This is a genomic window from Streptomyces sp. NPDC037290 (assembly GCF_055603245.1).
In genome coordinates, this window is sequence record NZ_JBVJVZ010000022.1 from 40,112 (window position 1) to 64,137 (window position 24,026).

At 73.0% G+C, this 24,026-nt stretch carries 20 protein-coding genes; 5 read left to right on the forward strand and 15 right to left on the reverse strand.

What is annotated here, in order from left to right; genetic code table 11:
- Positions 1–249: 249 nt before the first annotated feature.
- Entirely contained in the window at positions 250–3,516 is a 3,267-nt protein-coding gene (locus tag ACZ7HQ_RS38355) for an SCO5717 family growth-regulating ATPase (protein WP_471000110.1), read from the forward strand.
- A 77-nt stretch (positions 3,517–3,593) separates the two neighbouring features.
- Here ACZ7HQ_RS38355 and ACZ7HQ_RS38360 read toward each other — a convergent pair whose 3' ends face one another.
- The 9 genes from ACZ7HQ_RS38360 to rimP form a co-directional block, all read right to left on the reverse strand.
- Positions 3,594–4,541, reverse strand: a complete 948-nt coding sequence (locus tag ACZ7HQ_RS38360) for a bifunctional riboflavin kinase/FAD synthetase (protein ID WP_471000112.1) — start codon at positions 4,539–4,541, stop codon at positions 3,594–3,596.
- 140 nt (positions 4,542–4,681) lie between these two features.
- Positions 4,682–8,866, reverse strand: a complete 4,185-nt coding sequence (locus tag ACZ7HQ_RS38365; RefSeq protein WP_471000114.1) for a hypothetical protein — start codon at positions 8,864–8,866, stop codon at positions 4,682–4,684.
- Positions 8,867–9,123: 257 nt separating this feature from the next.
- Positions 9,124–10,029, reverse strand: coding sequence for a tRNA pseudouridine(55) synthase TruB (gene truB, locus ACZ7HQ_RS38370; protein WP_471000116.1), 906 nt, complete (start codon positions 10,027–10,029; stop codon positions 9,124–9,126).
- A complete protein-coding gene (gene rbfA / locus ACZ7HQ_RS38375) occupies positions 10,026–10,484 on the reverse strand; it encodes a 30S ribosome-binding factor RbfA (protein WP_471000118.1) in 459 nt (152 codons plus the stop codon). Before rbfA ends, truB begins: the two co-directional genes overlap by 4 nt.
- A 41-nt stretch (positions 10,485–10,525) precedes the next feature.
- The gene (locus tag ACZ7HQ_RS38380) at positions 10,526–10,819 is read right to left on the reverse strand and encodes a DUF503 domain-containing protein (RefSeq protein WP_471000120.1); all 294 of its coding nucleotides are present in this window, start codon (positions 10,817–10,819) and stop codon (positions 10,526–10,528) included.
- Between the two features lie 203 nt (positions 10,820–11,022).
- A complete protein-coding gene (gene infB / locus ACZ7HQ_RS38385) occupies positions 11,023–14,091 on the reverse strand; it encodes a translation initiation factor IF-2 (protein WP_471000122.1) in 3,069 nt (1,022 codons plus the stop codon).
- A gap of 145 nt (positions 14,092–14,236) precedes the next feature.
- Positions 14,237–14,533 (reverse strand): YlxR family protein, encoded by a 297-nt coding sequence (locus tag ACZ7HQ_RS38390; RefSeq protein ID WP_351613878.1) that lies wholly within the window; start codon positions 14,531–14,533, stop codon positions 14,237–14,239.
- A 120-nt stretch (positions 14,534–14,653) separates the two neighbouring features.
- Positions 14,654–15,640 carry a transcription termination factor NusA gene (gene nusA / locus ACZ7HQ_RS38395; RefSeq protein WP_471000124.1) on the reverse strand — a complete coding sequence of 329 codons (987 nt, stop codon included), beginning with the start codon at positions 15,638–15,640 and terminating at the stop codon, positions 14,654–14,656.
- Between the two features lie 2 nt (positions 15,641–15,642).
- Positions 15,643–16,161, reverse strand: coding sequence for a ribosome maturation factor RimP (rimP, locus tag ACZ7HQ_RS38400; RefSeq protein ID WP_471000126.1), 519 nt, complete (start codon positions 16,159–16,161; stop codon positions 15,643–15,645).
- Between the two features lie 234 nt (positions 16,162–16,395).
- Here rimP and ACZ7HQ_RS38405 point away from each other — a divergent pair, with 234 nt between their 5' ends.
- Genes ACZ7HQ_RS38405 through ACZ7HQ_RS38415 form a run of 3 tightly spaced genes read left to right on the forward strand, consistent with a single transcriptional unit; the run spans position 16,396 to position 18,352 of the window.
- The gene (locus ACZ7HQ_RS38405; protein ID WP_471000128.1) at positions 16,396–16,893 is read left to right on the forward strand and encodes a hypothetical protein; all 498 of its coding nucleotides are present in this window, start codon (positions 16,396–16,398) and stop codon (positions 16,891–16,893) included.
- Positions 16,890–17,399, forward strand: coding sequence for a ferritin-like domain-containing protein (locus ACZ7HQ_RS38410; RefSeq protein ID WP_471000130.1), 510 nt, complete (start codon positions 16,890–16,892; stop codon positions 17,397–17,399). The genes ACZ7HQ_RS38405 and ACZ7HQ_RS38410 overlap by 4 nt, the downstream gene beginning before the upstream one ends.
- A gap of 53 nt (positions 17,400–17,452) precedes the next feature.
- Positions 17,453–18,352, forward strand: a complete 900-nt coding sequence (locus ACZ7HQ_RS38415) for an aminoglycoside phosphotransferase family protein (RefSeq protein WP_471000132.1) — start codon at positions 17,453–17,455, stop codon at positions 18,350–18,352.
- A 129-nt stretch (positions 18,353–18,481) separates the two neighbouring features.
- Here ACZ7HQ_RS38415 and ACZ7HQ_RS38420 read toward each other — a convergent pair whose 3' ends face one another.
- From ACZ7HQ_RS38420 to ACZ7HQ_RS38440, 5 genes are all read right to left on the reverse strand, one after another.
- The gene (locus ACZ7HQ_RS38420; protein WP_471000134.1) at positions 18,482–20,185 is read right to left on the reverse strand and encodes a proline--tRNA ligase; all 1,704 of its coding nucleotides are present in this window, start codon (positions 20,183–20,185) and stop codon (positions 18,482–18,484) included.
- A gap of 73 nt (positions 20,186–20,258) precedes the next feature.
- Positions 20,259–20,789 carry a GNAT family N-acetyltransferase gene (locus tag ACZ7HQ_RS38425; RefSeq protein ID WP_471000136.1) on the reverse strand — a complete coding sequence of 177 codons (531 nt, stop codon included), beginning with the start codon at positions 20,787–20,789 and terminating at the stop codon, positions 20,259–20,261.
- Between the two features lie 29 nt (positions 20,790–20,818).
- The gene (locus ACZ7HQ_RS38430) at positions 20,819–21,667 is read right to left on the reverse strand and encodes a GNAT family N-acetyltransferase (protein WP_471000138.1); all 849 of its coding nucleotides are present in this window, start codon (positions 21,665–21,667) and stop codon (positions 20,819–20,821) included.
- Positions 21,668–21,901: 234 nt separating this feature from the next.
- Positions 21,902–22,099: a DUF397 domain-containing protein gene (locus ACZ7HQ_RS38435; protein ID WP_471000140.1), complete on the reverse strand. Its 198-nt coding sequence runs from the start codon at positions 22,097–22,099 to the stop codon at positions 21,902–21,904.
- Complete coding sequence (locus ACZ7HQ_RS38440) at positions 22,096–22,950, reverse strand: helix-turn-helix domain-containing protein (protein WP_471000142.1); 855 nt, start codon at positions 22,948–22,950, stop codon at positions 22,096–22,098. Before ACZ7HQ_RS38440 ends, ACZ7HQ_RS38435 begins: the two co-directional genes overlap by 4 nt.
- 136 nt (positions 22,951–23,086) lie before the next feature.
- On the opposite strand from ACZ7HQ_RS38440, the gene ACZ7HQ_RS38445 reads away from it, so the two are divergent.
- Positions 23,087–23,506, forward strand: coding sequence for an ATP-binding protein (locus tag ACZ7HQ_RS38445; protein ID WP_471000144.1), 420 nt, complete (start codon positions 23,087–23,089; stop codon positions 23,504–23,506).
- 25 nt (positions 23,507–23,531) lie between these two features.
- Here the strand turns inward: ACZ7HQ_RS38445 and ACZ7HQ_RS38450 are convergent.
- On the reverse strand, positions 23,532–24,026 hold a 495-nt coding region (locus ACZ7HQ_RS38450), incomplete at its 5' end, for a flavodoxin-dependent (E)-4-hydroxy-3-methylbut-2-enyl-diphosphate synthase (protein WP_471000146.1).

The following is a 24,026-nucleotide window of genomic DNA, read 5'->3' on the forward strand; positions in this document are numbered from 1 at the left end:
GTGACCGTGTGAGCTCGTGCCGAGTGGCGGGCGGGCCTGCCGAGGCGTGGCTCGTGGTGATTAGGCTGGGAGCGGGCGCGATGGCAGGACCCGTGGACCGCGCGTCGGTGTCCCAGGGGGAGAGCCGTCGGTGTCCCAGGGGGAGCGCCGGTGGAACGGCCTGCCTCGAACGACCACGGACGACTCGGAATAACACGACATGGTCGCCCCGGCACGGCATGAGGGTGCTCGACCACACCAGGAGGAACTGTGAGCAGCGATCGGGACGGGATGCGCGGGGGCTGGGCCACACCCGGCGATGACCAGCCCGACGCGGAAGCCGTCGAGACCACCGGCGAGTTCACCATCGACTACGCTCCGCCCGCCTGGTACACCCAGAACGCGTCCGGTACTCCGGGGGGCTCCGCTACGGCGACGGGCCCGTCCTCGGCAGGTCCGGGCGACTTCACGGGGTCGAACGGCTCCGGTGTGCCTGCCGCTTCCGGGATGCAGCCGTTCCCGTCGAGCACGCCGGCCGCCGAGCCGGCTCCGCCGCCGCCCGCCTCGGGCACCCCGCCGCAGGGAACTCCGTTCGCCCCGCCGCCGACCGTCGATTCGCCGTCGCTGGGAGCTCCGTTCGCGCCCGCGCACAGCACGCCCTACGCCCCGCCGCCGCCCCCGCCGGTCCAGGGCGCTCCCTACGCCGCGCCCGTGCCGCCCGCGCCGCCTGTCGGGAATCCCGTTCCGATGCCGGGGTTGCCGGAGGGTTTCGAGGCGCAGCAGTCGCAGGCCGCCCAGCCGGCTCAGCCGGAGGCGCCCGCTGTCGAGCCCGAGACGGGCAACGGGGACCTGGAGAGCGGGGCCACCATGCGCTTCTCCGCCGTGGCCCTGAAGCGGGAGATGGCCGAGATCGCCGAGCGCGCGGCGGCTGCGGCCAAGCAGGGCGCCCCGGGTGACGAGGACTCCGCGACGGGTACGGCCACGGGGGATGCGTCCGCCACGGGTACCGCCGGGGCCGATGGCGACGCCTCCGAGAAGTCGGTGGCAGAGGACTCCGTCGAGGCGGCCGAGGAGAAGGCGGGCGAGGAGGCCCTGGTCGGGGTCGCCGCGGACGCCGGTGCCGAGAGCGACGCCGCGGCCGATGCCGATGAGGGCGAGGGCGAGGGCGAAAGCGAGAGCAAGGTCCGGGCCGAGGACACGACCGACAGCAACACCACCGGTGCCGAAGCCGGGGATGCGGCCGGTGTTCAGGCGGAGGCCGCCGGTGACGCCGAGTCCGGCGACGGCCAGTCCGCGGACGCCGTGGTGCAGGACGCCGTCGTGCAGGACGCCGTGGTGCAGGACTCCGTGGTGCAGGACTCCGGAGCAGCGGACGCCGCCGCCCCGGAGAGCGCGCCGCAGCCGGGCACACCCGGCAGCGGCCCTCAGCCGGACAGCGCCCCGCCGACCGGCGCGCCGCAAGCCGCCGTACCGCACGCCGATGTCCCGCCCGCGCCGCAGGACGGCCAGACGGGCTGGACGCCTCCGCCCGCGCCGCAGAGCGGGGTGCCGCCGCTGCCGCCCTCCTACCAGCCCGCGGCGCCCGCTCCGGCGGCCCAGTGGCCGGGGCAGCCGGCCGCGCCGCAGCAGCCCGGTCCGATGCCGGGGCAGCCGCAGCCGGCGGCCGCGCAGGGGCCCGGGGGTGTGCCCGGCCAGCAGACGCCGTTCCAGCCGCAGGCCCCGCAGCCCGCGCCCGCCGCCTGGAACCAGCCGAACCACGCGAACCAGCCGAACCAGCCCGGTGCGCCCACCGCACCGCACCCCGGCCGGCCCCACGCGGCCGGGCAGCCGGCGGCGGGTCCGGGACCGCAGCCGAACCCGACGGGACCCGCCGCGGCGGGCGGTTACGGCTTCCCGCAGCCGCCCGCGCCGCAACCGAACCCCAACGGCCCCAGCGCGGCCGGTGGCTACGGCTTCCCCCAGACCGGTGCCCCCAACGCCCAGGCCCAGTCGGGTGGTTACGGCTTCCCGCAGTCGCCCCAGAGCCCCCAGGGGCCGGGCGGCGCGCCGACGGCCGACGGCGCCCAGGCCCCGCACGCCCCGCAGCCGCCGCAGGCGCCGGTCGATCCGCGTACCGGGACCGCCTGGCCGCAGCCCGTTCAGCACGACCAGCGGCAGCCGACCAACCCCGGGGCGGCGCCGCTCGGTTACACCGCTGCCGTGGAGCTGTCCTCGGACCGGCTGCTCAACAACAAGAGGCAGAAGGCGAAGAGCGGGCGGCCCGCGGCGGCCGGCGGCCGGTTCAAGCTCGGAGGCAAGAAGGAGGAGGCCGAGCGGCAGCGCAAGTTGGAGCTGATCCGTACGCCGGTGCTCTCCTGCTACCGCATCGCGGTCATCAGCCTCAAGGGTGGCGTCGGCAAGACCACGACCACCACGGCGCTCGGCTCGACCCTCGCCACCGAGCGGCAGGACAAGATCCTCGCCATCGACGCCAACCCGGACGCCGGAACGCTCGGGCGGCGTGTGCGCCGGGAGACCGGTGCCACCATCCGCGACCTCGTGCAGGCGATCCCGTACCTGAACTCGTACATGGACATCCGCCGGTTCACCTCGCAGGCGCCCTCCGGACTGGAGATCATCGCCAACGACGTGGACCCGGCCGTCTCGACGACGTTCAACGACGAGGACTACCGGCGCGCGATCGACGTGCTCGGCCGGCAGTACCCGGTCATCCTGACCGACTCGGGTACCGGTCTGCTGTACAGCGCCATGCGGGGCGTGCTCGACCTCGCCGACCAGCTGATCATCATCTCCACGCCGTCCGTGGACGGTGCGAGCAGCGCCAGTACGACGCTGGACTGGCTGTCCGCGCACGGCTACGCCGACCTGGTCTCCCGGTCCCTCACCGTGATCTCCGGGGTCCGTGAGACCGGCAAGATGATCAAGGTCGAGGACATCGTGTCGCACTTCGAGACGCGGACCCGCGGGGTCGTGGTCGTGCCCTTCGACGAGCATCTGGCCGCCGGTGCCGAGGTCGACCTCGACATGATGCGGCCGCGGACGCGCGAGGCGTACTTCAACCTCGCCGCGCTGATCGCCGAGGACTTCGTACGGCACCAGCAGTCGCACGGGCTGTGGACCAGCGACGGCAACCCGCCGCCGGTGGCCGCCCCGCCCATGCCCGGCCACCAGATGCCGGGCCAGCCCATGCCCGGGCAGCCGATGCCGGGCCAGCCGATGCCCAGTGGTCAGCCCGTCCCCGGTCAGCCGATGCCCGGGCAGCAGATGCCGGGTCAGCTCATCCCCGGGCAGCCCTACCCGGGCCAGCAAGGGCAGCCGTATCCGCCGGCCTATCCGGCCCAGCCGGGGCAGCCGTACCCGCAGGCTCCGGGGCAGCAGCCCTACCCGCAGGGCGCGCCCGGCCAGCAGCCGTATCCGCAGGCGGCACCGGGTCAGCAAGGCCAGGCGCAGGGACAGGGACAGGGGCAGCCTCCGCAGGCGCCCGGCGAGGTGTACGGCTACCCGCAGCCTCCGCAGACCCCGCCCCAGCAGCAGTAGGACAGTGCACGAAGGGGCGGGCGGTGCGTTCTGCGCACCGGCCGCCCCTTCGTCGCGCGTTGCGCCGGAAAAGATCCCTACGCCTCGGCGGCGACGATCTCCCGGCACCGCTTCACGTCGGCGGCAATCTGCTCCAGCAGGGCCTCCAGCGAGTCGAACTTCGCCTGGCCGCGCACATAGGCGAGGAAGTCGACGGCGACGTGCAGGCCGTACAGGTCCAGGCCGACGCGGTCGATGGCGTACGCCTCCACCGTGCGCTCGGTGCCGTCGAACTGCGGGTTCGTGCCCACGGAGATCGCGGCCGGCATGACCTCGCCCTGCACGTGCAGATAGCCGGCGTACACGCCGTCGGCCGGGATGGCGGTGTGCGGGAGCGTCTCGACGTTGGCCGTAGGGAAGCCCATTTCGCGGCCGCGCTGGGCGCCGCGCACGACCACGCCCTCCACGCGGTGCGGGCGGCCGAGGATCTCACGGGCACCCTCGACGTCGCCCTCGGCGACCAGGCGTCGGGTCAGGGTGGAGGAGAACGGCTCACCGCCGCCCGCCGCACCGGTGACGTACAGGTCGACGACCTCCACCTCGAAGTCGTAGACCTTGCCCTGCTCGGCGAGGAAGTCGACATTGCCGGCGGCCTTGTGACCGAAGCGGAAGTTCGGGCCCTCGACGACCGCCTTCGCGTGCAGCTTGTCCACCAGCACCTTCACCACGAAATCGGCGGCCGAGAGCTTCGAGAACTCGGTGGTGAAGGGAAGGATCAGGCAGGCGTCCACGCCCAGGTCCGCCATCAGCTCGGCGCGACGGTGGTGCGGGGCGAGCAGCGGCGGGTGGCTGCCGGGGCGGACGACCTCACTGGGGTGCGGGTCGAAGGTGACGACGACGGCGGGGACGCCCAGCTCGCGGGCGCGGTCCACGGCGTGCTTGATGATCAGCTGGTGGCCGCGGTGGACGCCGTCGTAGGAACCGATGGTGACGACGCTGCGCCCCCAGTCCTGGGGGATGTCCTCCAAGCCACGCCAGCGCTGCACTGTGACCGCTCCTCGAACCCGTGTCCATATCGACGCCTAAGACTTGCGCAGATCTAAGGGTGCCATGCCGGGTGCCCCGGGCCCGCATCGGTATCGGGGCTGTGACCGGGCGCACGTTCCGCGGCACCTGCCGGAGACGATCAGGCCGGTACGCGTACGCCCGCCAGGTTCTCGAGCATGCGGCGGGTGCTGGGGCCCACCACGGCGGCCCAGTCCTCAGGGGTGGCGGCCAGCCAGCGGGCCATCCGGGCGGCGAAGCCGGGCACGTGCCGGCCCAGGTCGACCAGGCCGCGGTCGAAGTGGGTGGCTCCGTCGGGGGTGCGGACGAGGAGCAGGCCGGTGCGGTGGACGAGCCCGCGCGCCTCCTCCTCCCGGCCGTCGCCGTGCTCGGCCGCCGCGCGCAGGACGGCGTACAGCACGGAGGGGTCGTGTTCCCGGGCGAGCAGGAACTCCAGCAGCTCGCGGCGCAGGGGACGGGAGGCAGGGGTGCCGGCGGCGGCCAGGACGGTGGCGAGAGCCGCGCGGAGCTGTTCCGGTGCGTCGTCGAGCAGGCCGGTGACCAGGGGCAGCAGGACCGGGCGTGCGGTGGGGCCCTCGGCGAGGCGGCGGTCGACGTGGGCGGCGATGTGCCGGGCGGTCTCCGGGCGGAGCCGTACCGCCTCCCGGATCAGGGGCGGGACGCGGCGGGCGAGGGCCGGGGTGGTGACGTCGGTGAGGGTGCCCAGCGCCTCCCGTGCGTACGGGCCGTGCAGCCGGGCGCGGAAGGCCTCCAGGACCGGTTCGGGATGGGTGGTCAGGGCGGGCGCCAGGGCGCTCGGCGGGAACTGCGGGTCCGCCTCCGCGAAGTGCCGCAGGGCCGTGGCCAGGTGCCGGTCGCGGGTGTGGGGGTCGAGGACCAGCAGGGCGAGGGCGCCGCCGTGCAGGGTGCAGTCGGCGGGGCGGGCGAGCAGGGCGAGGGCGGCGTAGCGCAGCAGTTCGCGGTCGGCCGCCGAGCGGACGTGCGGGGCGGCGCGCAGCCCGAAGGCCACGGCCGCGACCCGGCGGGCGGGGCGTTCGTCGTGCGCCCAGCGGTCGACGGCCCGGCAGACGGCCGACGGCTCGTCCTCGGCGAGGGTGGTGAGCAGTTCGTCGGCGCGCCGGTGGGCGCTCGCCACGAGGATCTCGGTGAGGTCGTCCAGCGCGCCGTGCCGGTGGGTGTGCAGCAGCGCCTGGGCGGCGGTCGCGACGGTGGCGTGCGGGGTCGCGGGCAGCGGCCGTTCGTCGTCGAACCAGCGCGTCAGCCGCGGCTGTACGACGGCGGGAGCGGCTACGAGCAGGTGGGCGACGGCGTCCAGGTAGCGCTCGCCGGCCTCGGGGGGCGCCTGGTCGGCCAGCACGAGCCGGCGCAGCAGGTCGAGCCGCTCGGTGTCGGGGACCGGCAGCTCGGTCCAGAATGCGGGGCCGAACTCGGCCGGTACGGGCTGCCGGGCGCGGCGCCAGGCCACGATGCGGTCGGCCAGCAGCCGCAGCACGTCGGTGTACGGCGTCGCGTCCGGGACCTGGAGCAGGGTGCGGGCGAGCAGCCGGGCGGCCCACCAGGAGCCGGGGTCGCGGTCCAGGGCGTCCACCAAGTCCCTGAGTCGGCTGGCGAGTTGGCGGTCACCTTGCTGCCGGGCGAGGAGCAGCAGGGCCTGCACGACGGGGCCGACCCGGTGGTGCGGCACGGGAACGGACGGGGCTTCGCCGGGTGTGCGGGTGCGGTGGACCAGGGCGCGCAGGGCCTCGTCGAGGTCGAGGTGCACGCCCTGGAGCCAGTCGGCCAGCTCCTCGTGTGCGAAGCGGTAGCCGCGGCCGGCCGGGACGAGGAGGCCCTCGGTGAGGACGGCGGACGCCCAGCCGGTGCCACCGCCGAGCCGGGCCGGGGCGGGGCCCCAGGGGAAGACCGCTTCGAAGGACTCCCGGTCCAGCTCGCCCTGCCCGGGGCCGAGGCTGCGCCGGGCGGCCTCGTGCACCTGCCCGGCGACGCGCGCGGCGAGCCGGCGCACGGCCGTGCCGCGCAGTCCGCTCCCTGCGGCGAGGCGGACCGCGATACGCAGGCACATCAGATCCAGGTGGGCCGCGAACACCTCGTGCCGGTCCAGCGGCCCGGCGGCCAAAACGTCCGGGGCGGCGGCGCGGACCTCGGCCAACAGGCGGATGGTCAGCGGATGCCGGGCGTCACGGTCGCCGAGGACCCCCTCGGGAATCCAGTAGCGGGCCCGAGCGAGACGCGCCTCGTCCGGCGTGAGGTCGGCGAGGTGGAGGTGGGGTGGGGAGGGGGCGGAGGGCGTGGGGATGGAGGAGGTGGTGGCGGAGGCGGAGGGCCCCGCGGAGGCGGAGAGCGCGGCGGGGGCGGGTCCGGCGGAGGACGCGGCCGAGGCCGGGACCGTAGCGGCAGCGGAGCCGGCCAAGGCAGGCCCAGCCGAGGACACGGCCGAAACCGGAACCGCAGCGGCAGCAGAGCCGGCCCAGGCGGAGCCGGCCGAGGTGGGACTGACGGAGGACGTGGCGGAGGCCGGGACCGTTGCGGCAGCGTCGGCCGAAGTGGCTGTGGGAGCGGTGAGGGTGGTGGCGCCTGCGGTGCCCCAAGCCACGCGGATCGGCGCAGGACCAGCGGGAGCGGCCGCAGGAGTCGCGGGAGCGGGCGGGGCAGTCGGGGTCGTGGTGTCCGCCGGAGCGGCCGGAGGCGCGGGTGTCCCAGGCGTCGCGGGCCCCGCCGGGACGACGGCAGCGCCCCCGGCGGGCGGGGTGTGCAGCAGGTCAGGGGGGAACTCCGTGCCCGCGCGCTCCCAGTACTCCTCGCGGCAGGCCACCACCAGCCGTGCCCCCGTCGCGCGCAACCATGCGACCGTCCCCCGGGTCCACTGGGGCAGCCGGCCGGCGAGGACGGGAGGCATCTCCTCGGGGCCGTCGAGGAGGAGCAGGAGCGGGCGGCCGGCCTGTCCCGCGAGGCGGGCCAGGTTTTCGGGGCCGACATCGCCCAGGTCCTCGGGGTGGACGCAGCGATCGGCGGCGACGATCCGGGCGGCTCGCTCCAGGGCGCGGCGGGCCGCGTCGGCCACGGAGTCGTCGGTGTCCTCCAGATCGGCACCGCGCAGCCACAGCGTCGGGGCGGGCCGCTCACCGCGGGCCCGCCGTGCGGCGAGGGCGGCGAGTTCCGTCGTACGGCCGCTGCCCGGGGCGCCGACGAGACCGAGCACGGTCCGGTCGCCGTCCATGAAGGCCGCCAACTCCCGGACGACACCGAGGCGTTCGACTGGTTCCACGGCACCCGCGAGGAAGCCCTGGGGACCGTCCTGGCCGACCGAGGTGACGGTCAGCTGCAGCATGCCGGCCAGGTTCAGGTCGGCGCCGAAGGCGGGCACGGTGGCCGCGTTGCGGGCGAGCAGTTCCGTGAGGGGACCGTCGGCCGGCCGCAGCGGCGCCGCGAAGCCCGTGTCGCGCTGTGCGGAGTGCAGGGCGGTGCCCAGGACGCCGATCACCGCGCCGGTCCTCGTGTCGAGCACCGGTCCCCCGGCCGCCCCGCCGCCCAGCCGCAGCGCGTCCTGGCCGGCGGTGCCGATGGCCAGCTCCAGCGCGTCCCGGAGGAGGTGGAAGCGGTCGTTGGCGGTGTACGTCACCTCGGTGGCGGCCAGCACCCGCGCCTCCCGCCAGCAGCCCGCCGGGAGCCGTACGTACGTTCCGGCGTCGATCCGCTCCCGAACGGTCAGTGGCAACGGCTCCACAGCCAGGCCCTCGGTGCGGATCAGGGCCAGGTCCAGGGTGGGCAGCGGGGTGACGGCGTCCGCGCCGACCAGGCAGATGCGGTCGCCCGCGGCGTGCAGCACGAGGCGGGGCAGGCCGTCGACGGCCTCGTGGCTGGTGAGCAGGGTGCCCTGGTGATCGGCGAGGAAACCGATGCCGCGGGGGCGCCCGGCGAGGTCCCGGATCCGGACGAGAGCGGCATCGGGGTGGGGACCGGGGATGTGGCGGGGAGTGGCGGTGGTGCCGGCTGTGGGAGTGGAGAGACCTGCGGCGCCGCCGATGCTTGCGGCGCCAGTGGTGTAGGTGGTGCGCAGGGGGCTGCCGGTGATGCCGACACTGCCGCCGGAGCCGCCGATGTCAGCAGTGCCGGTGGTGTAGCCGGTGCCGGAGCTCTCACTGGTGCCGGCACTGGTGCCATAGCGGCCGCCGGTGTCCCTGGCGCCCTCGGTGCCGGAAGTACCGGGGTAACCAGCGGTACCCGTGGTGTAGCCGGTCTCCGCTTCCCCCGTACCGTCCGCCGCCGCCCCGCGACCGCTTCCGGTGCGCGGGCCCCGTCCCGCCATGGCCGTACCTCCCCGCCGGTGCCCGCGTGCCCTGTTTCCGACGGTAGGCGCGCGGTGATCGACGGGACAGATCACCTGGCGAACGCGCCCCCTTCCGCTCCCCCGGTTCACTCCGAGCGCCTGCCCGGACGGGTGAATAGGCGGGAGCCGTTGGATAACCCTAGAGGTGGGGGAACCGAGGGGGGACCGTGGAGCGGCGGCAGGGGCGCACCCCGTGGCCGGCCGCCGCTCCACGGGCAACAGCGGTGGCTGGTGTCTCAGCCGAAGACGGCCAGGCTCTTGGCCTTGCCCTTCTGCTGCTCGACGAGCGCGAGGAAACGGTCCTCGGGGCCGAACACGGCGACGGGACCGACGCCCGCGTACTCGTCGGGCATCTCCAGCCGGACGCCGTTCAGCAGCAGCCGGGCACGCCGGGCGTCCACCTGCCAGCGGGGGAACGCGGCCCCGGCGGCCTCCGCGATCGGCATCACGGTCAGCTCCTCCTGGAGCTGGTCGAGCGTCTTCGCCGTATCGATCTTGTACGGCCCGACGCGTGTCCTGCGCAGCGCGGTGAGGTGGCCGCCGACCCCGAGGCCGGCGCCCAGGTCACGGGCGAGGGCACGGATGTAGGTGCCGGAGGAGCAGGTCACGGAGACGACCAGGTCGAGGACCGGGGTGCCGTCCTCGGCGACCGCGTCCCGGACGTCGTACACCGTGAAGGAGGAGACCGTCACCGGCCGGGCGGGGATCTCGAAGTCCTCGCCCTCGCGAGCCCGCTTGTACGACCGTACGCCGTCGATCTTGATGGCGCTGACCTTGGACGGGACCTGCATGATGTCGCCGGTCAGCTTGGCGATGCCGGCGTCGATGCCGTCCCGGGTCACCTTGGACGCGTCGGTGGACGAGGCGATCTCGCCCTCGGCGTCGTCGGTGACGGTGTTCTGGCCCAGGCGGATGGTGCCCAGGTACTCCTTCTCGGTCAGTGCGAGGTGGCCGAGGAGTTTGGTGGCGCGCTCGACGCCGAGGACCAGCACGCCGGTCGCCATCGGGTCGAGGGTGCCGGCGTGGCCGACGCGGCGGGTCCGGGCGATCCCGCGCATCTTGGCGACCACGTCGTGCGAAGTGAAGCCCGACGGCTTGTCGACGATGACGAGGCCGTCGGGCGTGGTGTGCTTCTGGGTCATTCCGCGGCGTCGCCGTCCGTCTCGGCCTCGTCCTCGGCGGGCTTGCGGTACGGGTCGGCGCCGCCCGCGTAGCTGGCGCCCGCGGAGGCCTCGCGGACCTTCTCGTCGGACTGCCGGGCCTTGTCGAGGAGGTCCTCGATGGTCCGGGCGGTGTCCGGCAGGGCGTCCGCGACGAAGGTCAGGGTCGGCGTGAACTTCACGCCCGCCGCGCGGCCGACCTCCGAGCGCAGGACGCCCTTGGCGCTCTCCAGGCCGGCTGCCGCCGCCTTCCGCTCCTCGTCGTCGCCGTAGACCGTGTAGAAGACGGTCGCCTCCCGCAGGTCACCCGTGACCCGGGTGTCCGTGATGGTGACGTGCGAGCCGAGCCGCGGGTCCTTGATCCCGCGCTGCAGCTTCTGGGCCACCACCTCTCGGATGAGGTCCGCCAGCCTTTTCGCCCGCGCGTTGTCGGCCACTGGTCCGTCTCCCGTTCCTTGTTTCTTCTTGCGTTCTGTGGTCAGTCGTCTTCGCCGTGGAAGCGCCGCCGTACGGACAGCAGCTCGATCTCGGGGCGGCCGGCGACCAGCCGTTCGCACCGGTCGAGTACGTCGGTGAGGTGCGCCGCGTCGCCGGAGACCATGGCGAGACCTATGACCGCTCGCCGGTGGAGGTTCATGTGGTCCACCTCGGCCGCGCTCACGGCGTACTTCCGCTGGAGTTCGGCGACGATCGGGCGGACGACGGAGCGCTTCTCCTTCAGCGAGTGGACGTCGCCGAGGAGGAGGTCGAAGGACAGAGTCCCCACGTACATGTTGTGTGCCGGGTTACCCGCCGGTACGGGATCGATGGCCCCAGGTCGGTGTGGCCGGGGACATCAAGAACGGTACCGCGTACCTGCCGGTGACTCGACAGGGTTTCGGTGCCGTGGGCACGCCGCCCGGGGGCTGTGCCCCCGGGAACGGCGCGCTGGCCGACAGGACCGAAGTCCCGCCGGCCAGCACGAACCGTAGGCCGTTACGCCCGCGGCTTCTCCCGCATCTCGTACGTCGCGATGACGTCGTCGACCTTGATGTCGTTGAAGTTTCCGAGGTTGATACCACCCTCGTAGCCTTCGCGGATCTCGGTGACGTCGTCCTTGAAGCGACGCAGACCCTCGATGTTGAGGTTCTCCGCGATGACCTTGCCGTCGCGGACCAGGCGGGCCTTGGTGTTGCGCTTGACCTCGCCCGAGCGGATGAGAACACCGGCGATGTTGCCCAGCTTGGACGACTTGAAGACCTCGCGGATCTCCGCCGTACCGAGCTCGACCTCTTCGTACTCCGGCTTGAGCATGCCCTTGAGGGCCGCCTCGATCTCCTCGATCGCCTGGTAGATGACCGAGTAGTACCGGACGTCCACACCCTCGCGCTCGGCCATCTGCGCCGCGCGGCCGGCCGCACGGACGTTGAAGCCGATCACGATGGCGTCGGAGCCCATCGCCAGGTCGATGTCGGACTCCGTGACCGCACCGACGCCGCGGTGCAGGACGCGGATGTCGACCTCTTCGCCGACGTCCAGCTGGAGCAGGGAGGACTCGAGGGCCTCGACGGAACCAGAAGCGTCACCCTTGATGATCAGGTTCAGCTGCTGGACCTCGCCGGCCTTGAGCACCTTGTCCAGGTCCTCCAGGGACACGCGGCGCGTGCGCTTGGCGAAGGCCGCGTTGCGCTCACGGGCGGCACGCTTCTCGGCGATCTGACGGGCCGTACGGTCCTCGTCGACCACCAGGAAGTTGTCACCCGCACCCGGGACGTTGGTCAGGCCCAGGACCTGGACCGGCGTCGACGGGCCGGCCTCGGCGACGTTGTTGCCGTTGTCGTCGAGCATGGCGCGCACCCGGCCGTAGGCGTCGCCCACGACCATCGTGTCGCCGACCCGCAGCGTGCCTCGCTGGACGAGGACCGTCGCCACGGCACCACGGCCGCGGTCGAGGCGGGACTCGATCGAGATGCCCTGCGCGTCCTGGGCCGGGTTGGCCCGCAGGTCGAGCGAGGCGTCGGCCGTGAGGATCACGGCCTCCAGCAGCGAGTCGATGTGCAGACCCTGCTTGGCGGAGATGTCGACGAACATCGTGTCGCCGCCGTACTCCTCGGCCACCAGGCCGTACTCGGTCAGCTGACCGCGCACCTTGGTCGGGTCGGCGCCCTCGACGTCGATCTTGTTGACCGCGACCACGATCGGCACGTCGGCCGCCTTGGCGTGGTTGAGCGCCTCGACCGTCTGCGGCATGACGCCGTCGTTGGCCGCGACGACCAGGATCGCGATGTCGGTCGACTTCGCACCACGGGCACGCATGGCGGTGAACGCCTCGTGACCCGGGGTGTCGATGAAGGTGATCTTGCGCTCTTCGTCGTTGACCTCGGTCGCGACCTGGTAGGCACCGATGTGCTGGGTGATGCCACCGGCCTCGCCCGCGATGACGTTCGTCTTGCGGATGGCGTCGAGCAGTCGGGTCTTACCGTGGTCGACGTGACCCATGACGGTGACGACCGGCGGACGGACCACCAGGTCCTCCTCGTCGCCCTCGTCCTCGCCGAACTCGATGTCGAAGGACTCGAGCAGCTCGCGGTCCTCCTCCTCCGGGCTGACGATCTGAACCGTGTAGTTCATCTCGTCGGCGAGGAGCTGCAGCGTCTCGTCGGAGACGGACTGCGTGGCGGTGACCATCTCGCCGAGGTTCATCATGACCGCGACGAGCGACGCCGGGTTGGCGTTGATCTTCTCCGCGAAGTCGGTGAGCGACGCGCCGCGGGAGAGACGGATGGTCTCGCCGTTGCCGCGCGGCAGCATCACGCCGCCGACGCTCGGGGCCTGCATGGCCTCGTACTCCTGGCGCCTCTGCCGCTTCGACTTGCGGCCACGACGCGCGGGACCGCCGGGACGGCCGAAGGCGCCCTGCGTGCCACCGCGGCCACCGGGACCACCGGGACGGCCACCGAAGCCGGGACGGCCACCGCCGCCACCGCCGGGACCACCCGGACGGCCGGCGAAGCCACCGCCGCCACCGCCACCGGGACCGGCCGGACGACCGGCGAAGCCGCCACCGCCGCCACCGGGACGGGCGAAGCCGCCGCCACCCGGGCGACCGCCGCCGCCACCGGGACGACCGCCGCCACCGGGACCGCGGCCGCCGGGGCCACCGCCGCCGGGACGCGGGCCGGCAGCGGGACGCTGCGGCATCATGCCGGGGTTCGGACGCGGACCGGCCGGGCCGGGACGCGGACCGCCCTGCGGCCGGGGCATACCGGCCGGCGACGGCCGCCCGGAGGCACCGCCGTGGCCGCCCGGAGCCTGCGGACGCGGACCGCCGCCCTGCTGGCCGGGAGCCTGCGGACGGGGACCGGCGCCGGGGCCGCCGGGACGCGGGCCGCCCTGCGGGCGCGGGGCCTGCGGACGGGCCATGCCGGTGGAGCCACCGGAGGTGAAGGGGTTGTTGCCCGGACGCGGACCGGCCGGACGGGCACCCTGACGCGGGGCCTGGCCACCGGGACGCGGAGCACCCTGGCCCGGACGGGCCTGGCCCTGACCGGGAGCCGGACGGCCACCGGGCTTCGGGGCACCCGGACGGGCACCGGGACGCGGACCCTGCGCGGCCGGGGCCTGCGGGGTCTGGGCGGCCGGAGCGGCCGGCGGAGCGGTGAACTCCGGGGCGGCCGGAGCCGGACGCGGCGCGGGCTTCGGACCCGGAACCGGACGCGGACCGGGGGCCGGCGCGGGCGCCGAGGGGGCCGACGGGGCAGCGGGCTGCTGGGCAGCCGGCGCCGTCGTGGGCTTGGGCGCTGCCGGCTTCGGGGCAGCGGGACGGGCCGCCTGCGCCGGAGAGGGCGCGGCGGGCCTGGGGGCGGCCTTGCGCGGGGCGGGCTTGCCGGCGGACTTGCCGTTGCCACCGCCCTGGAAGGCGTCTGTCAGCTTGCGTACAACGGGCGCTTCGATGGTCGAAGACGCCGAACGGACGAATTCACCGAGTTCCTGGAGCTTGGCCATGACGACCTTGCTCTCAACTCCGAACTCCTTGGCGAGTTCGTATACCCGGACCTTAGCCACTTCGCTCCTTTTAGGTCCGGGTGCGTCCGGACCGTCGCTACTTCATGGGCGTACTCATCGCGTGCTCATCGAGTGCTCATCGCAATCTCGACCTACTTCCAACTCGCGGGGTACCTGGGCCGCACGGGGTTCCGTACGGCACGTCTTACGGTGTTGCCTGCTCGGCAACTGTTGTCTGCTCGACGTATCGGCGCAACGCCTTTGTGTCGAGCGGCCCCGGGGCGCGCAGCGCCCGCGGGAACGCCCGTCGGCGTACCGCCTGGTCGAGACAGACCAGGGCGGGGTGCACATAGGCACCCCGGCCGGGCAGCGTACCGCGAGGATCGGGGGCGCATGCGTCCTCGATCCTCACGATCCGCAGGAGATCGTTCTTGGCCGCACGCTCCCGGCACCCCACACAGGTGCGCTCAGGGCATGCTCCGGCGTGCGTCCGGCCAGACACGGTTAAGTCTACCTCCCCGTAGCGACCTCACCCCTTCGGGGGAAAGATCGAACGGCTGTTGTCGTAAACCAAGCCACCTGCGGCTTGGATCTATTCCCTGCGGGCCGGGCGGCCGGCCGCCTATTCGGCCGGCTGCTCGGTGTCCGGACGGATGTCGATCCGCCAGCCGGTGAGCCGGGCGGCGAGGCGGGCGTTCTGCCCCTCCTTGCCGATCGCCAGCGACAGCTGGTAGTCCGGCACGGTCACCCGGGCGGAGCGGGTGGCCATGTCGACGACCTCCACCTTGCTCACCCGAGCGGGTGACAGGGCGTTCGCCACCATCTCGGCCGGGTCGTCCGACCAGTCGACGATGTCGATCTTCTCGCCGTTCAGCTCGCCCATCACGTTGCGCACCCGGCCGCCCATGGGACCGATGCAGGCACCCTTGGCGTTCAGGCCCGAACGGGTGGACCGTACTGCGATCTTGGTGCGGTGACCCGCCTCACGGGCGATCGCGGCGATCTCCACCGAGCCGTCGGCGATCTCCGGCACCTCCAGGGCGAAGAGCTTCTTCACCAGGTTGGGGTGCGTACGCGAGAGGGTGACCGACGGTCCGCGGACGCCCTTGGCGACCCGGACGACGTACGACCGCAGGCGCATGCCGTGCGGGTAGGTCTCGCCGGGGACCTGCTCCTGCACCGGCAGGATGGCCTCCAGCTTGCCGATGTCGACCAGGACGTTCTTCGGGTCGCGGCCCTGCTGGACCACGCCGGTGACGATGTCGCCCTCGCGCCCGGCGTACTCGCCGAGCGTCGCGTCGTCCTCGGCGTCGCGCAGCCGCTGCAGGATCACCTGCTTGGCGGTGGTGGCGGCGATACGGCCGAATCCGGTGGGGGTGTCGTCGAACTCGCGGGGCTCCTGGCCCTCCTCGAGGTCCTCCGGGTCCTCCTTCGCCCACACGGTCACATGCCCGGTCTCCCGGTTGAGCTCCACGCGCGCGTGTCGGCGGCTTCCCTCGGTGCGGTGGTAGGCGATGAGGAGGGCCGACTCGATCGCCTCGACCAGCAGGTCGAAGGAGATCTCCTTCTCCCGAACCAAGCCCCGCAGGGCACTCATGTCGATGTCCACGGCTACGCCTCCTCCTCTTCCTTCATGTCCTTCTTGACCTTGTCGTCCTTGCGGTTGAACTCGACCTGCACGCGCGCCCGGTCGATCTCCGGGAAGGCGAGTCTGCGGGTGGTGGGCTTGCGGCCCTTGACCCCGGGCACCTCGACGTCCAGACCGTCCTCGTCGACCTTCAGGATCCTGGCGAGCAGGTCACCGCCCTCGGTCAGCTGGAACTTCACGAGCCGGTCGGTGGCGCGCACGAAGTGCCGGTGCTCGGTGAGGAGGCGCTCCGCGCCGGGGGTTCCGACCTCCAGGTCGTACGCGGCGTCACCCATCGCGTTGGTCTCGTCGAGCTTCGCCGAGAGCGCACGGCTCACATCGGCGATGGCGTCCAGATCCGCTCCGGTGTCGGAGTCGACGACCACGCGCAGCACCCGCTTGCGTCCGACGGAGTCCACGGCGATCTCTTCGAGATCCAGCCCCTGGGACCTGACGAGCGGTTCCAGCAGCTCTCGCAGCCTCTCGCTCTGGGTGGTGCTCATCCGGGTGACTCCTCGGCCGCGTGTGCTGTTGTGGGATGGGTCGCGTGTCTGGTCAAAGGGTATCCGGTCGCGGGGGGTGTTGCTGTCCCCTCCGGGGGTGGGGCGGGGCGCCCTCGGGCTCGGGGGCGGGTCCGCTGAGCCGGTGACTTGAAGCGGGGGAAGGCGCGGGTACCGTGATCACGGCGGGCTGCCCTCCCGCCCGTGTGTTCGTACGAGCCCCCGAGGACGTCAGCCGTGCCGTACCCCCCTCCCTCGCGCACCCCGTGGGGGCCGCGCAGAAGATCCCTGCTCGCCTCGGCCGCCGGCGCCGCGCTCGTGACGAGCTGCTCGGCCGGTGCGGACTCCGGCGGCAGCGGCGCCTCGGCGACGGCCCGGGCACGCGCGCGTGCGGCACGGGACAGCCAGGGGCTGCTGGAGCGCTACGACGCCGTCCTCGCCGCGCATCCCGCACTCGTCGGCCGGCTGCGCCCCCTGCGCGCCCAGGTCGCGGCCCACGCCACGGCCTTCACGGACGGTGCACGGCCCACCACGGCCGCACCGTCCGCCTCCCCCGCCCTCGTTCCGGCCGCAGAGAGGGACGCGCTGGCCCAACTGGCCGCCGCCGAGCGCACGCTCGCCGACCAGCGCGCGAAAGCCCTCCTGGACGTCCCGGGCGAGCTGGCGCGGCTGCTGGCGTCGGTGGCGGCGGCGGGCGCCACGCACGCGTACCTGCTGACGGAGGCGGCGAAGTGAGCGGCAAGGCGAAGGACGGGGAGACGGCGGCCGAGCTGACCGCGCTGCAGGCGGCGCTGGCGGCGGAGCACGCGGCGGTGTACGGGTACGGCGTCGTCGGCGGCCGGATCGGCACGGCGCGCCGCTCCGAGGCGCGGGCGGCGTACGACGCCCACCGGGCGCGCCGGGACGCGCTGACCCGCGACATCGAGGACCTGGGCGGCCGGCCGGCCGCCGCGAACGCGGCGTACGCGCTGCCGTTCCCGGTGCCGGACCCGTCGGCGGCCGTACGGCTCGCCGCCCGGCTGGAGGAGCGGGTGGCCGGTGTGTACGCGGACCTGGTGCGGGTGGCGACGGGCACCCGGCGCGGTGCGGCCGCCGCGGCGCTGCGGGAGGCCGCGGTGCGCGCGGTGCGCTGGAGCGGGGAGAGCGTAGCCTTCCCTGGGCTCGCCGAGCGGGCCGGCGAGGGGACGGGCGCGGCCGGCGCGACCCCGTCGGTCTCCGCCCCGGTGTCACCGTCACGGTGACCTGGTGAGACGCCCGTACGACAGGACCCGGACCGGAAAGGAACGACTCGCGCATGGCTTTCGAACCGCCGCCGCGCCTGGTACGGGCGCTCGGTGAGACGGCACCGGACGGGGACGCCTGGCTGGCGGAGCTGCCCGTGATCGCCGAACGGGCCGTCGCCGGGCGGGAGTTGACCGTGGAGCGGGTCCAGGTGCCGGGCGGGCGCAGCAGCCTGGTGGTGCTGGTACGGCGGGCGGACGGCACCCCGGCTGTGCTGAAGCTGGCGCCGCCGAGGGCCCGCCCGGAGAGCGAGCGGGCGGCGCTGGCGCACTGGGGCGGACTGGGCGCCGTACAGCTGCTGGAAGCCGGTGCGCAGGACGGCGTGCTGCTGCTGGAGCGCCTTCACCCGGAGGTGTCGGTCCGCTCGCTGCCGGAGGCGAAGGCGCTGCTGGAGGCGGCGGGGACGCTGCGGCGGCTGTGGGTGGAGCCGCCGGCCGGCCATGTCTTCGAGACCGTCGCCGAACGCACCGGGCGGCAGGCGACGGCGATGCGGGCGGGCGCGGAGGCCGGTCCCGAGGTGGCGCCGCTGGTCGACGCGGCGCTCGCGGCCCGCGAGGAACTGCTGGCCGCGCCGCCCGAGCGGCTGCTGCTGCACGGCACGTTCCGGCAGAGCAAGGTGCTCGCCGGGGAGCGGATGCCGTGGCTCGCGGTGGGTCCCGATCCGGTGGTCGGCGAGAGCGCCTTCGATCTGGCGCGGCTGGTGCGGGACCGCGTGGAGGACCTGATCGCCACCCCGTCCGGCCCGTCCGTGACCCGGCGCCGCATCAAGCGGCTCGCGGAGTCGCTGGAGGTGGACCAGGAGCGGTTGCGGGGGTGGACGCTGTTCCGCGCGGTGGAGTCGGGGGTGCGGGCGCTCAGGGTGGGGCGGCCGAAGGACGGGGAGTTGTTGCTGGAGTTCGCCGGGTGGCTCTAGGTGTATTGACCCGCAGGGTCGGGCCCTTGAGACGGCCGGAGCCCCCTGAGCCGTTCGTACGTCCCAGGGGGCTTCTTCGCGGGTTTCCGGAGTCTTGGTTTCCGGAGTCTTGGTTTCCGGAGTCTTTCGTCAGGCCGTCAGGCGGGCGATCGCGTCCTCGACGGACAGTTCCTCTCGCTCGCCGGTCCTGCGGTCCTTCAGCTCCAGGACGCCCTCGCCGGAGCGGCGGCCGGCGACCAGGATCTGGGGCACGCCGATCAGTTCGGCGTCGGTGAACTTCACGCCCGGGGAGACGCCGGCCCGGTCGTCGACCAGGACGCGGACGCCCGCGGTGGCCAGCTTCTCGGCGACGTCGAGGGCCAGCTCGGTCTGCAGGGCCTTGCCGGCGGCGACCACGTGCACGTCGGCCGGGGCGACCTCCTTGGGCCACACCAGGCCCTTGTCGTCGGCGCTCTGCTCGGCGATGGCCGCGACCGCGCGGGAGACGCCGATGCCGTAGGAGCCCATGGTGACGCGGACCGGCTTGCCGTTCTGGCCGAGGACGTCCAGCTTGAGGGCGTCGGTGTACTTGCGGCCCAGCTGGAAGATGTGGCCGATCTCGATGGCGCGGTCCAGCTTGAGGCCGGTGCCGCACTTCGGGCAGGGGTCGCCCTCCTGCACCACGACGACGTCGACGTACTCGCCGACCTCGAAGTCACGGCCGGCGACGACGTTCTTCGCGTGGGTGTGCTCCTTGTTGGCGCCGGTGATCCAGGCGGTGCCGGGGGCCACGCGCGGGTCGGCGATGTACGTGACCTTCTCGCCGAGTCCCTGCGGGCCGACGTAGCCGCGGACCAGGTCGGGGCGGCCGGCGAAGTCCGCCTCGGTGACCATCTCCACGACCGCCGGGGCGAAGTGCGCCTCGACCTTGTCCAGGTCCACCTCGCGGTCGCCGGGCACGCCCACGGCGACGATCTCGCCGTCCACCTTGACCAGCAGGTTCTTCAGCGTGGCGGAGGCCGGGACACCGAGCGAGGCGGCCAGGGTCTCGATGGTCGGGGTGTCGGGGGTCGGGATCTCCTCGAGCGCGGGGACGGCCGAGCCGTCGACCGGCTGCAGCGCATAGGTGATCGCCTCGGTGTTGGCGGCGAAGTCGCAGTTCGGGCAGTCGGCGAAGGTGTCCTCGCCGGCCTCGGCCGGGGCCAGGAACTCCTCCGACTTCGAGCCGCCCATGGCGCCGGCGGTGGCCGCGCAGATGCGGTAGTCGAGGCCGAGGCGCTCGAAGATGCGCCGGTAGGCCTCGCGGTGCAGGGCGTAGGACTGCGCGAGGCCCTCGTCCTCGGTGTCGAAGGAGTACGAGTCCTTCATCAGGAACTCGCGGCCGCGCAGGATGCCGGCGCGGGGGCGGGCCTCGTCACGGAACTTGGTCTGGATCTGGTAGAGGATCACCGGCAGGTCCTTGTAGGACGTGCACTGGTCCTTGACCAGGAGGGTGAAGATCTCCTCGTGGGTGGGGCCGAGGAGGTAGTCGCCGCCCCTGCGGTCCTTCAGGCGGAACAGCTCCTGGCCGTACTCGTCCCACCGGCCGGTGGCCTCGTAGGGCTCGCGGGGCAGCAGGGCGGGGAGGGTGACCTCCTGCGCGCCGATGGCGTCCATCTCCTCGCGGACGATCCGCTCGACGTTGGAGAGGACCTTCCTGCCGAGGGGCAGCCAGCTCCAGATGCCGGCGGCGGTGCGGCGGACGTAGCCGGCGCGGACGAGGAGCTTGTGGCTGAGGACCTCGGCGTCGGCCGGGTCGTCGCGCAGGGTCTTCGCCATCAACTGGGACATGCGCTGGACCGGTGCGTTGGCCATGGTTCTCGTACTCCTGCCGGGTAAGGGTGATGGCAAGGAGGTTAGCCGGGCCGCCTGTGCGGGCGGAAATCGGTTATCGCCTGCGCAGCGGCAGCGGGGCCCCCATGACCACGTACGGCCGTGGCGCGCTCGGGAAGTGGACCTGCCGGGCGAGGTCGACGTAGCCGAGGGAGTAGTAGAGGCCGCGGGCCGGGCTGTCGGTGTCGATGGCGGAGAGGATCGAGCGGGGCTCGGTGGCGCTGTCGGTGATCGTGGTGATGAGCCGTCGGCCGATGCCCCGGTTCTGGTGGTCGGGGTGGACGTGCAGCTCCGTGATCACGAAGGAGTCGTCCAGCCAGAAGTCGTTGCCGCCCGCCCGGAGGTAGGGCTCCACGACCGTGGACCACCAGTGGGTGCGGGAGTTCGGCATGCCGTACACGAACCCCACGAGGTGACCGCCCGCTGTGGCCCCGAGGGCCCGCGCGCCCTGGTACTGCATGTGGCGCTGGACGATCTGACGGCGTACGGCGACTTCGTCGGGGCCGAGGCCGAAGGCGACAGCCTGGACGGCAAGGGCCTCGTCGACGTGGGCTGCGAGGTCCAGGGGGCCGATCACGAGGTCCATGCGGGGAGCGTACAGGGGGGTGCAGGGCTTCAGAACAGCACACTCATGAAGGCGCCCACCTCTTGGAAGCCCACTCTGAGGTACGCCCGTCGCGCCGCCGTGTTGAAGTCGTTCACGTAGAGGCTGACGACCGGGGCCACGTCGGCGAGCGCGTACCGCAGGACGGCCGCCATGCCGGGGGCGGCGAGCCCCCTCCCCCGGTACTCGGGGGCCACCCACACACCCTGGATCTGGCAGGCCTGGCTGGTCGCCGCGCCGATCTCCGCCTTGAAGACGACCTTGCCGTGCTCGTCGAGGCGGGCGAAGGAGCGGCCGGCGCCGACGAGCTCGGCGACGCGCGCCTGGTAGAGCAGACCGCCGTCGCCGGACATCGGCGATACGCCCACCTCCTCGGTGAACATCGCCACGCAGGCCGGCATGATCGTCTCCATCTCGTCCTTGCGGACGCGCCGGACGTACGGGTCCGGGGCGATGTCGGCGGGCATGCGGTCGGTGACCATCAGCGGCTGGTGGCCGCGGACCTCGCGGGCGGGGCCCCAGTGGGGCTCCAGCAGGCGCCACAGCGCGGCGGTGGGTTCGGCGGGGCCGACGATGGAGGAGCAGCGGCGGCCGGCCCTCCTCGCCCGGTCCGCGAAGGCGCGGACGGCGCGGGGGGTGGCGCAGACCGGAACCAGGTTGGCTCCCGCGTAGCACAGGGAGGTCAGCATGCCGTCCTCGTACCAGCCCCACATCTCGCCGCCCAGACGCCACGGGTCGAGCCCGGCGACCTGGACCCGGGCAGCCACGAAGGCGTTCGCCACCGGCTCGCGACCGAGGATGGCGAGCGCGGCGTCGAGGTCGCTCGGTTCGAGCACCCGGGAGGTGGTCTGGGTCAACACGTACGGGGCCTCATCCTGGGGTTCTGCTGGTCCCGGCACTGTACCCCGAGGGATTGTGGAGCGCTCCGTGGCGGAGAACCCGCTTCGACGAGGGAGCGACGGGGAAGGGCGGCCCTGGGGGCGCGGCAAGGATGGCGTGGAGCTCGGCCTCCAGGGCCGAAGCCGTGCCGGCGGCGACACGGCTGTTGCGGGTTGTCGGATCGGTGCCGTCACTCCGGTGCGGGTAGTAGCGGTTCAGGATTGCGTATGACGGAGGAACGCCTGCCAGACGGCGGGGGGCAGCGTGAGGGTGGGGGCGGTGGTGGGGTTCTGCTTGGAGTCCCGTACGTGGATGGTGGTGGGGCTGGTGGCGACCTCTACGCATTCGCCGCCCTCGCCGTCGCTGTAGCTGCTCTTGAACCACACCAACCTGGTCGGCTCTTCGACGTTCATGTCTCTCCCAGCAACTTCTCTACGAGGGCCAGTGATTCGCGCGGGGACAGGGCCTGGGCCCGTAGGAGACCGTACCGCTCCTCCAGTTCCCTGACCGTCGAGCGATCGATGAAGAGGCGACTGCTCTTGTACGCCTCCACGTACGCGATCCTGCGCCCATTCGTCGTCTCGATCAAGGTGAATCGTCCAGAGAGGGCCGCATGCTCCTCGCAGCCGTCCGGCATTACCTGGATCTCCACGTTGGACCGCTGACCGATGCGCAGGATCTGCTCCAACTGCCCTCGCACAGCCTCCCGTCCGCCCAGGCCTTTCCGCAGAACCGCCTCCTCCATCACGAAGCTGATGGTGGGCATCGGTCTCCGCTCGAAGATCTCCTGACGGGCCAGCCTGGCCGCCACGCGCTGCTCGATCGTCACCTCGTCCAGTGGGGGTCGCCGAACGGTGAAGACCGCCCGCGCGTAGTCCTCCGTCTGAAGCAGACCGGGCACGGTCTGAACGGCGAAGAAGTGCAACGCGACAGCCTTCTTCTCCAGCGCCGCCGCATCCTGGAAGAACGCCGGGTACTGCGCCCTCTCCATCTCCTCGATGAAATCAACCAGCACCCCACGCGCGTTCAGCACCTCGTCGGCCCGCATGATGAACCGCGCCGGGGGAATCCGCCTTCCCTGCTCGAACGACGCGATGGTCGACGCCGAGTACCCGGTACGGGAACCGAGTTCGGCGCGTTCCACACCCGCCTGGGTCCGCAGCCGCTTCAACAGCCGCCCGAAGATGAGCGGGACGGCCGAATCCGGCCCGGACTCGCCCTCAGGCTCCGCTGCTTCAGGTTCTTCTCGTACGTCCTCGCTCACGCAAACCCCCAATGCCCTCGCGCCACCGCCGGTCACGGCGCGCCCGCGTACCGCCGCACCTCGCGCGCGTACAACGCGTGTTGGTCAAGGTGCGGCCGCTGGTCAACGTTACTGAGCGTGCGGAAGCGTAAGCGGCATGAAGTCAGGAATCTCCACCCACGAGTTCGCGATGCGCTTCACCTCCACCCCGCGCGGCGCACGGCTGGCCCGGCGGCTCGTCTCGCACCGGCTGGACGAGTGGGGGCACCCCTACGACGGCCCCGTCAATGAGGCGGTCACGCTCATCGCCGCCGAGCTCGTCGCGAACGCGGTCCGGCACGGGCACGTACCCGGGCGGGACTTCCTCGTCCAGCTGGCCGAGTCGGCCGGCGCCCTGCGCCTGGAGGTCTGCGACACCGGTACCGAGCGGCTGCCCGAGGTGCGGGTTCCGTGTGACGAGTCCGGGCGTGGACTGCTGCTGGTGGACGCTCTTGCCGACAAGTGGGGCGTCACACCGCGCGAGCCCGGCACATCCGTCTGGGCGGAGGTACACGTGAGTCCCGCCACCGAGCGGTGACGGGACTCACGGCAAGTCGAAGGGGTCAGCCGGCCACGGACACCGACGGCTCGCCCGACTCCACGCCCTCGTCCTGCATCTTCTCGGCCAGCTTCATGGCCTCCTCGATCAGGGTCTCCACGATCTTGGACTCGGGGACGGTCTTGATGACCTCGCCCTTGACGAAGATCTGGCCCTTGCCGTTGCCGGAGGCGACACCGAGGTCGGCCTCGCGGGCCTCGCCGGGGCCGTTCACGACGCAGCCCATGACGGCGACGCGGAGCGGGACCTCCATGCCGGTGAGGCCCGCCGTGACCTCTTCGGCCAGCTTGTAGACGTCCACCTGGGCGCGGCCGCAGGACGGGCAGGAGACGATCTCCAGGCCGCGCTGGCGCAGGCCGAGCGACTGGAGGATCTGGAGGCCGACCTTGACCTCCTCGACGGGGGGCGCGGACAGGGACACGCGGATCGTGTCGCCGACGCCCTGGGACAGGAGCGCGCCGAAGGCGACCGCCGACTTGATCGTGCCCTGGAAGGCCGG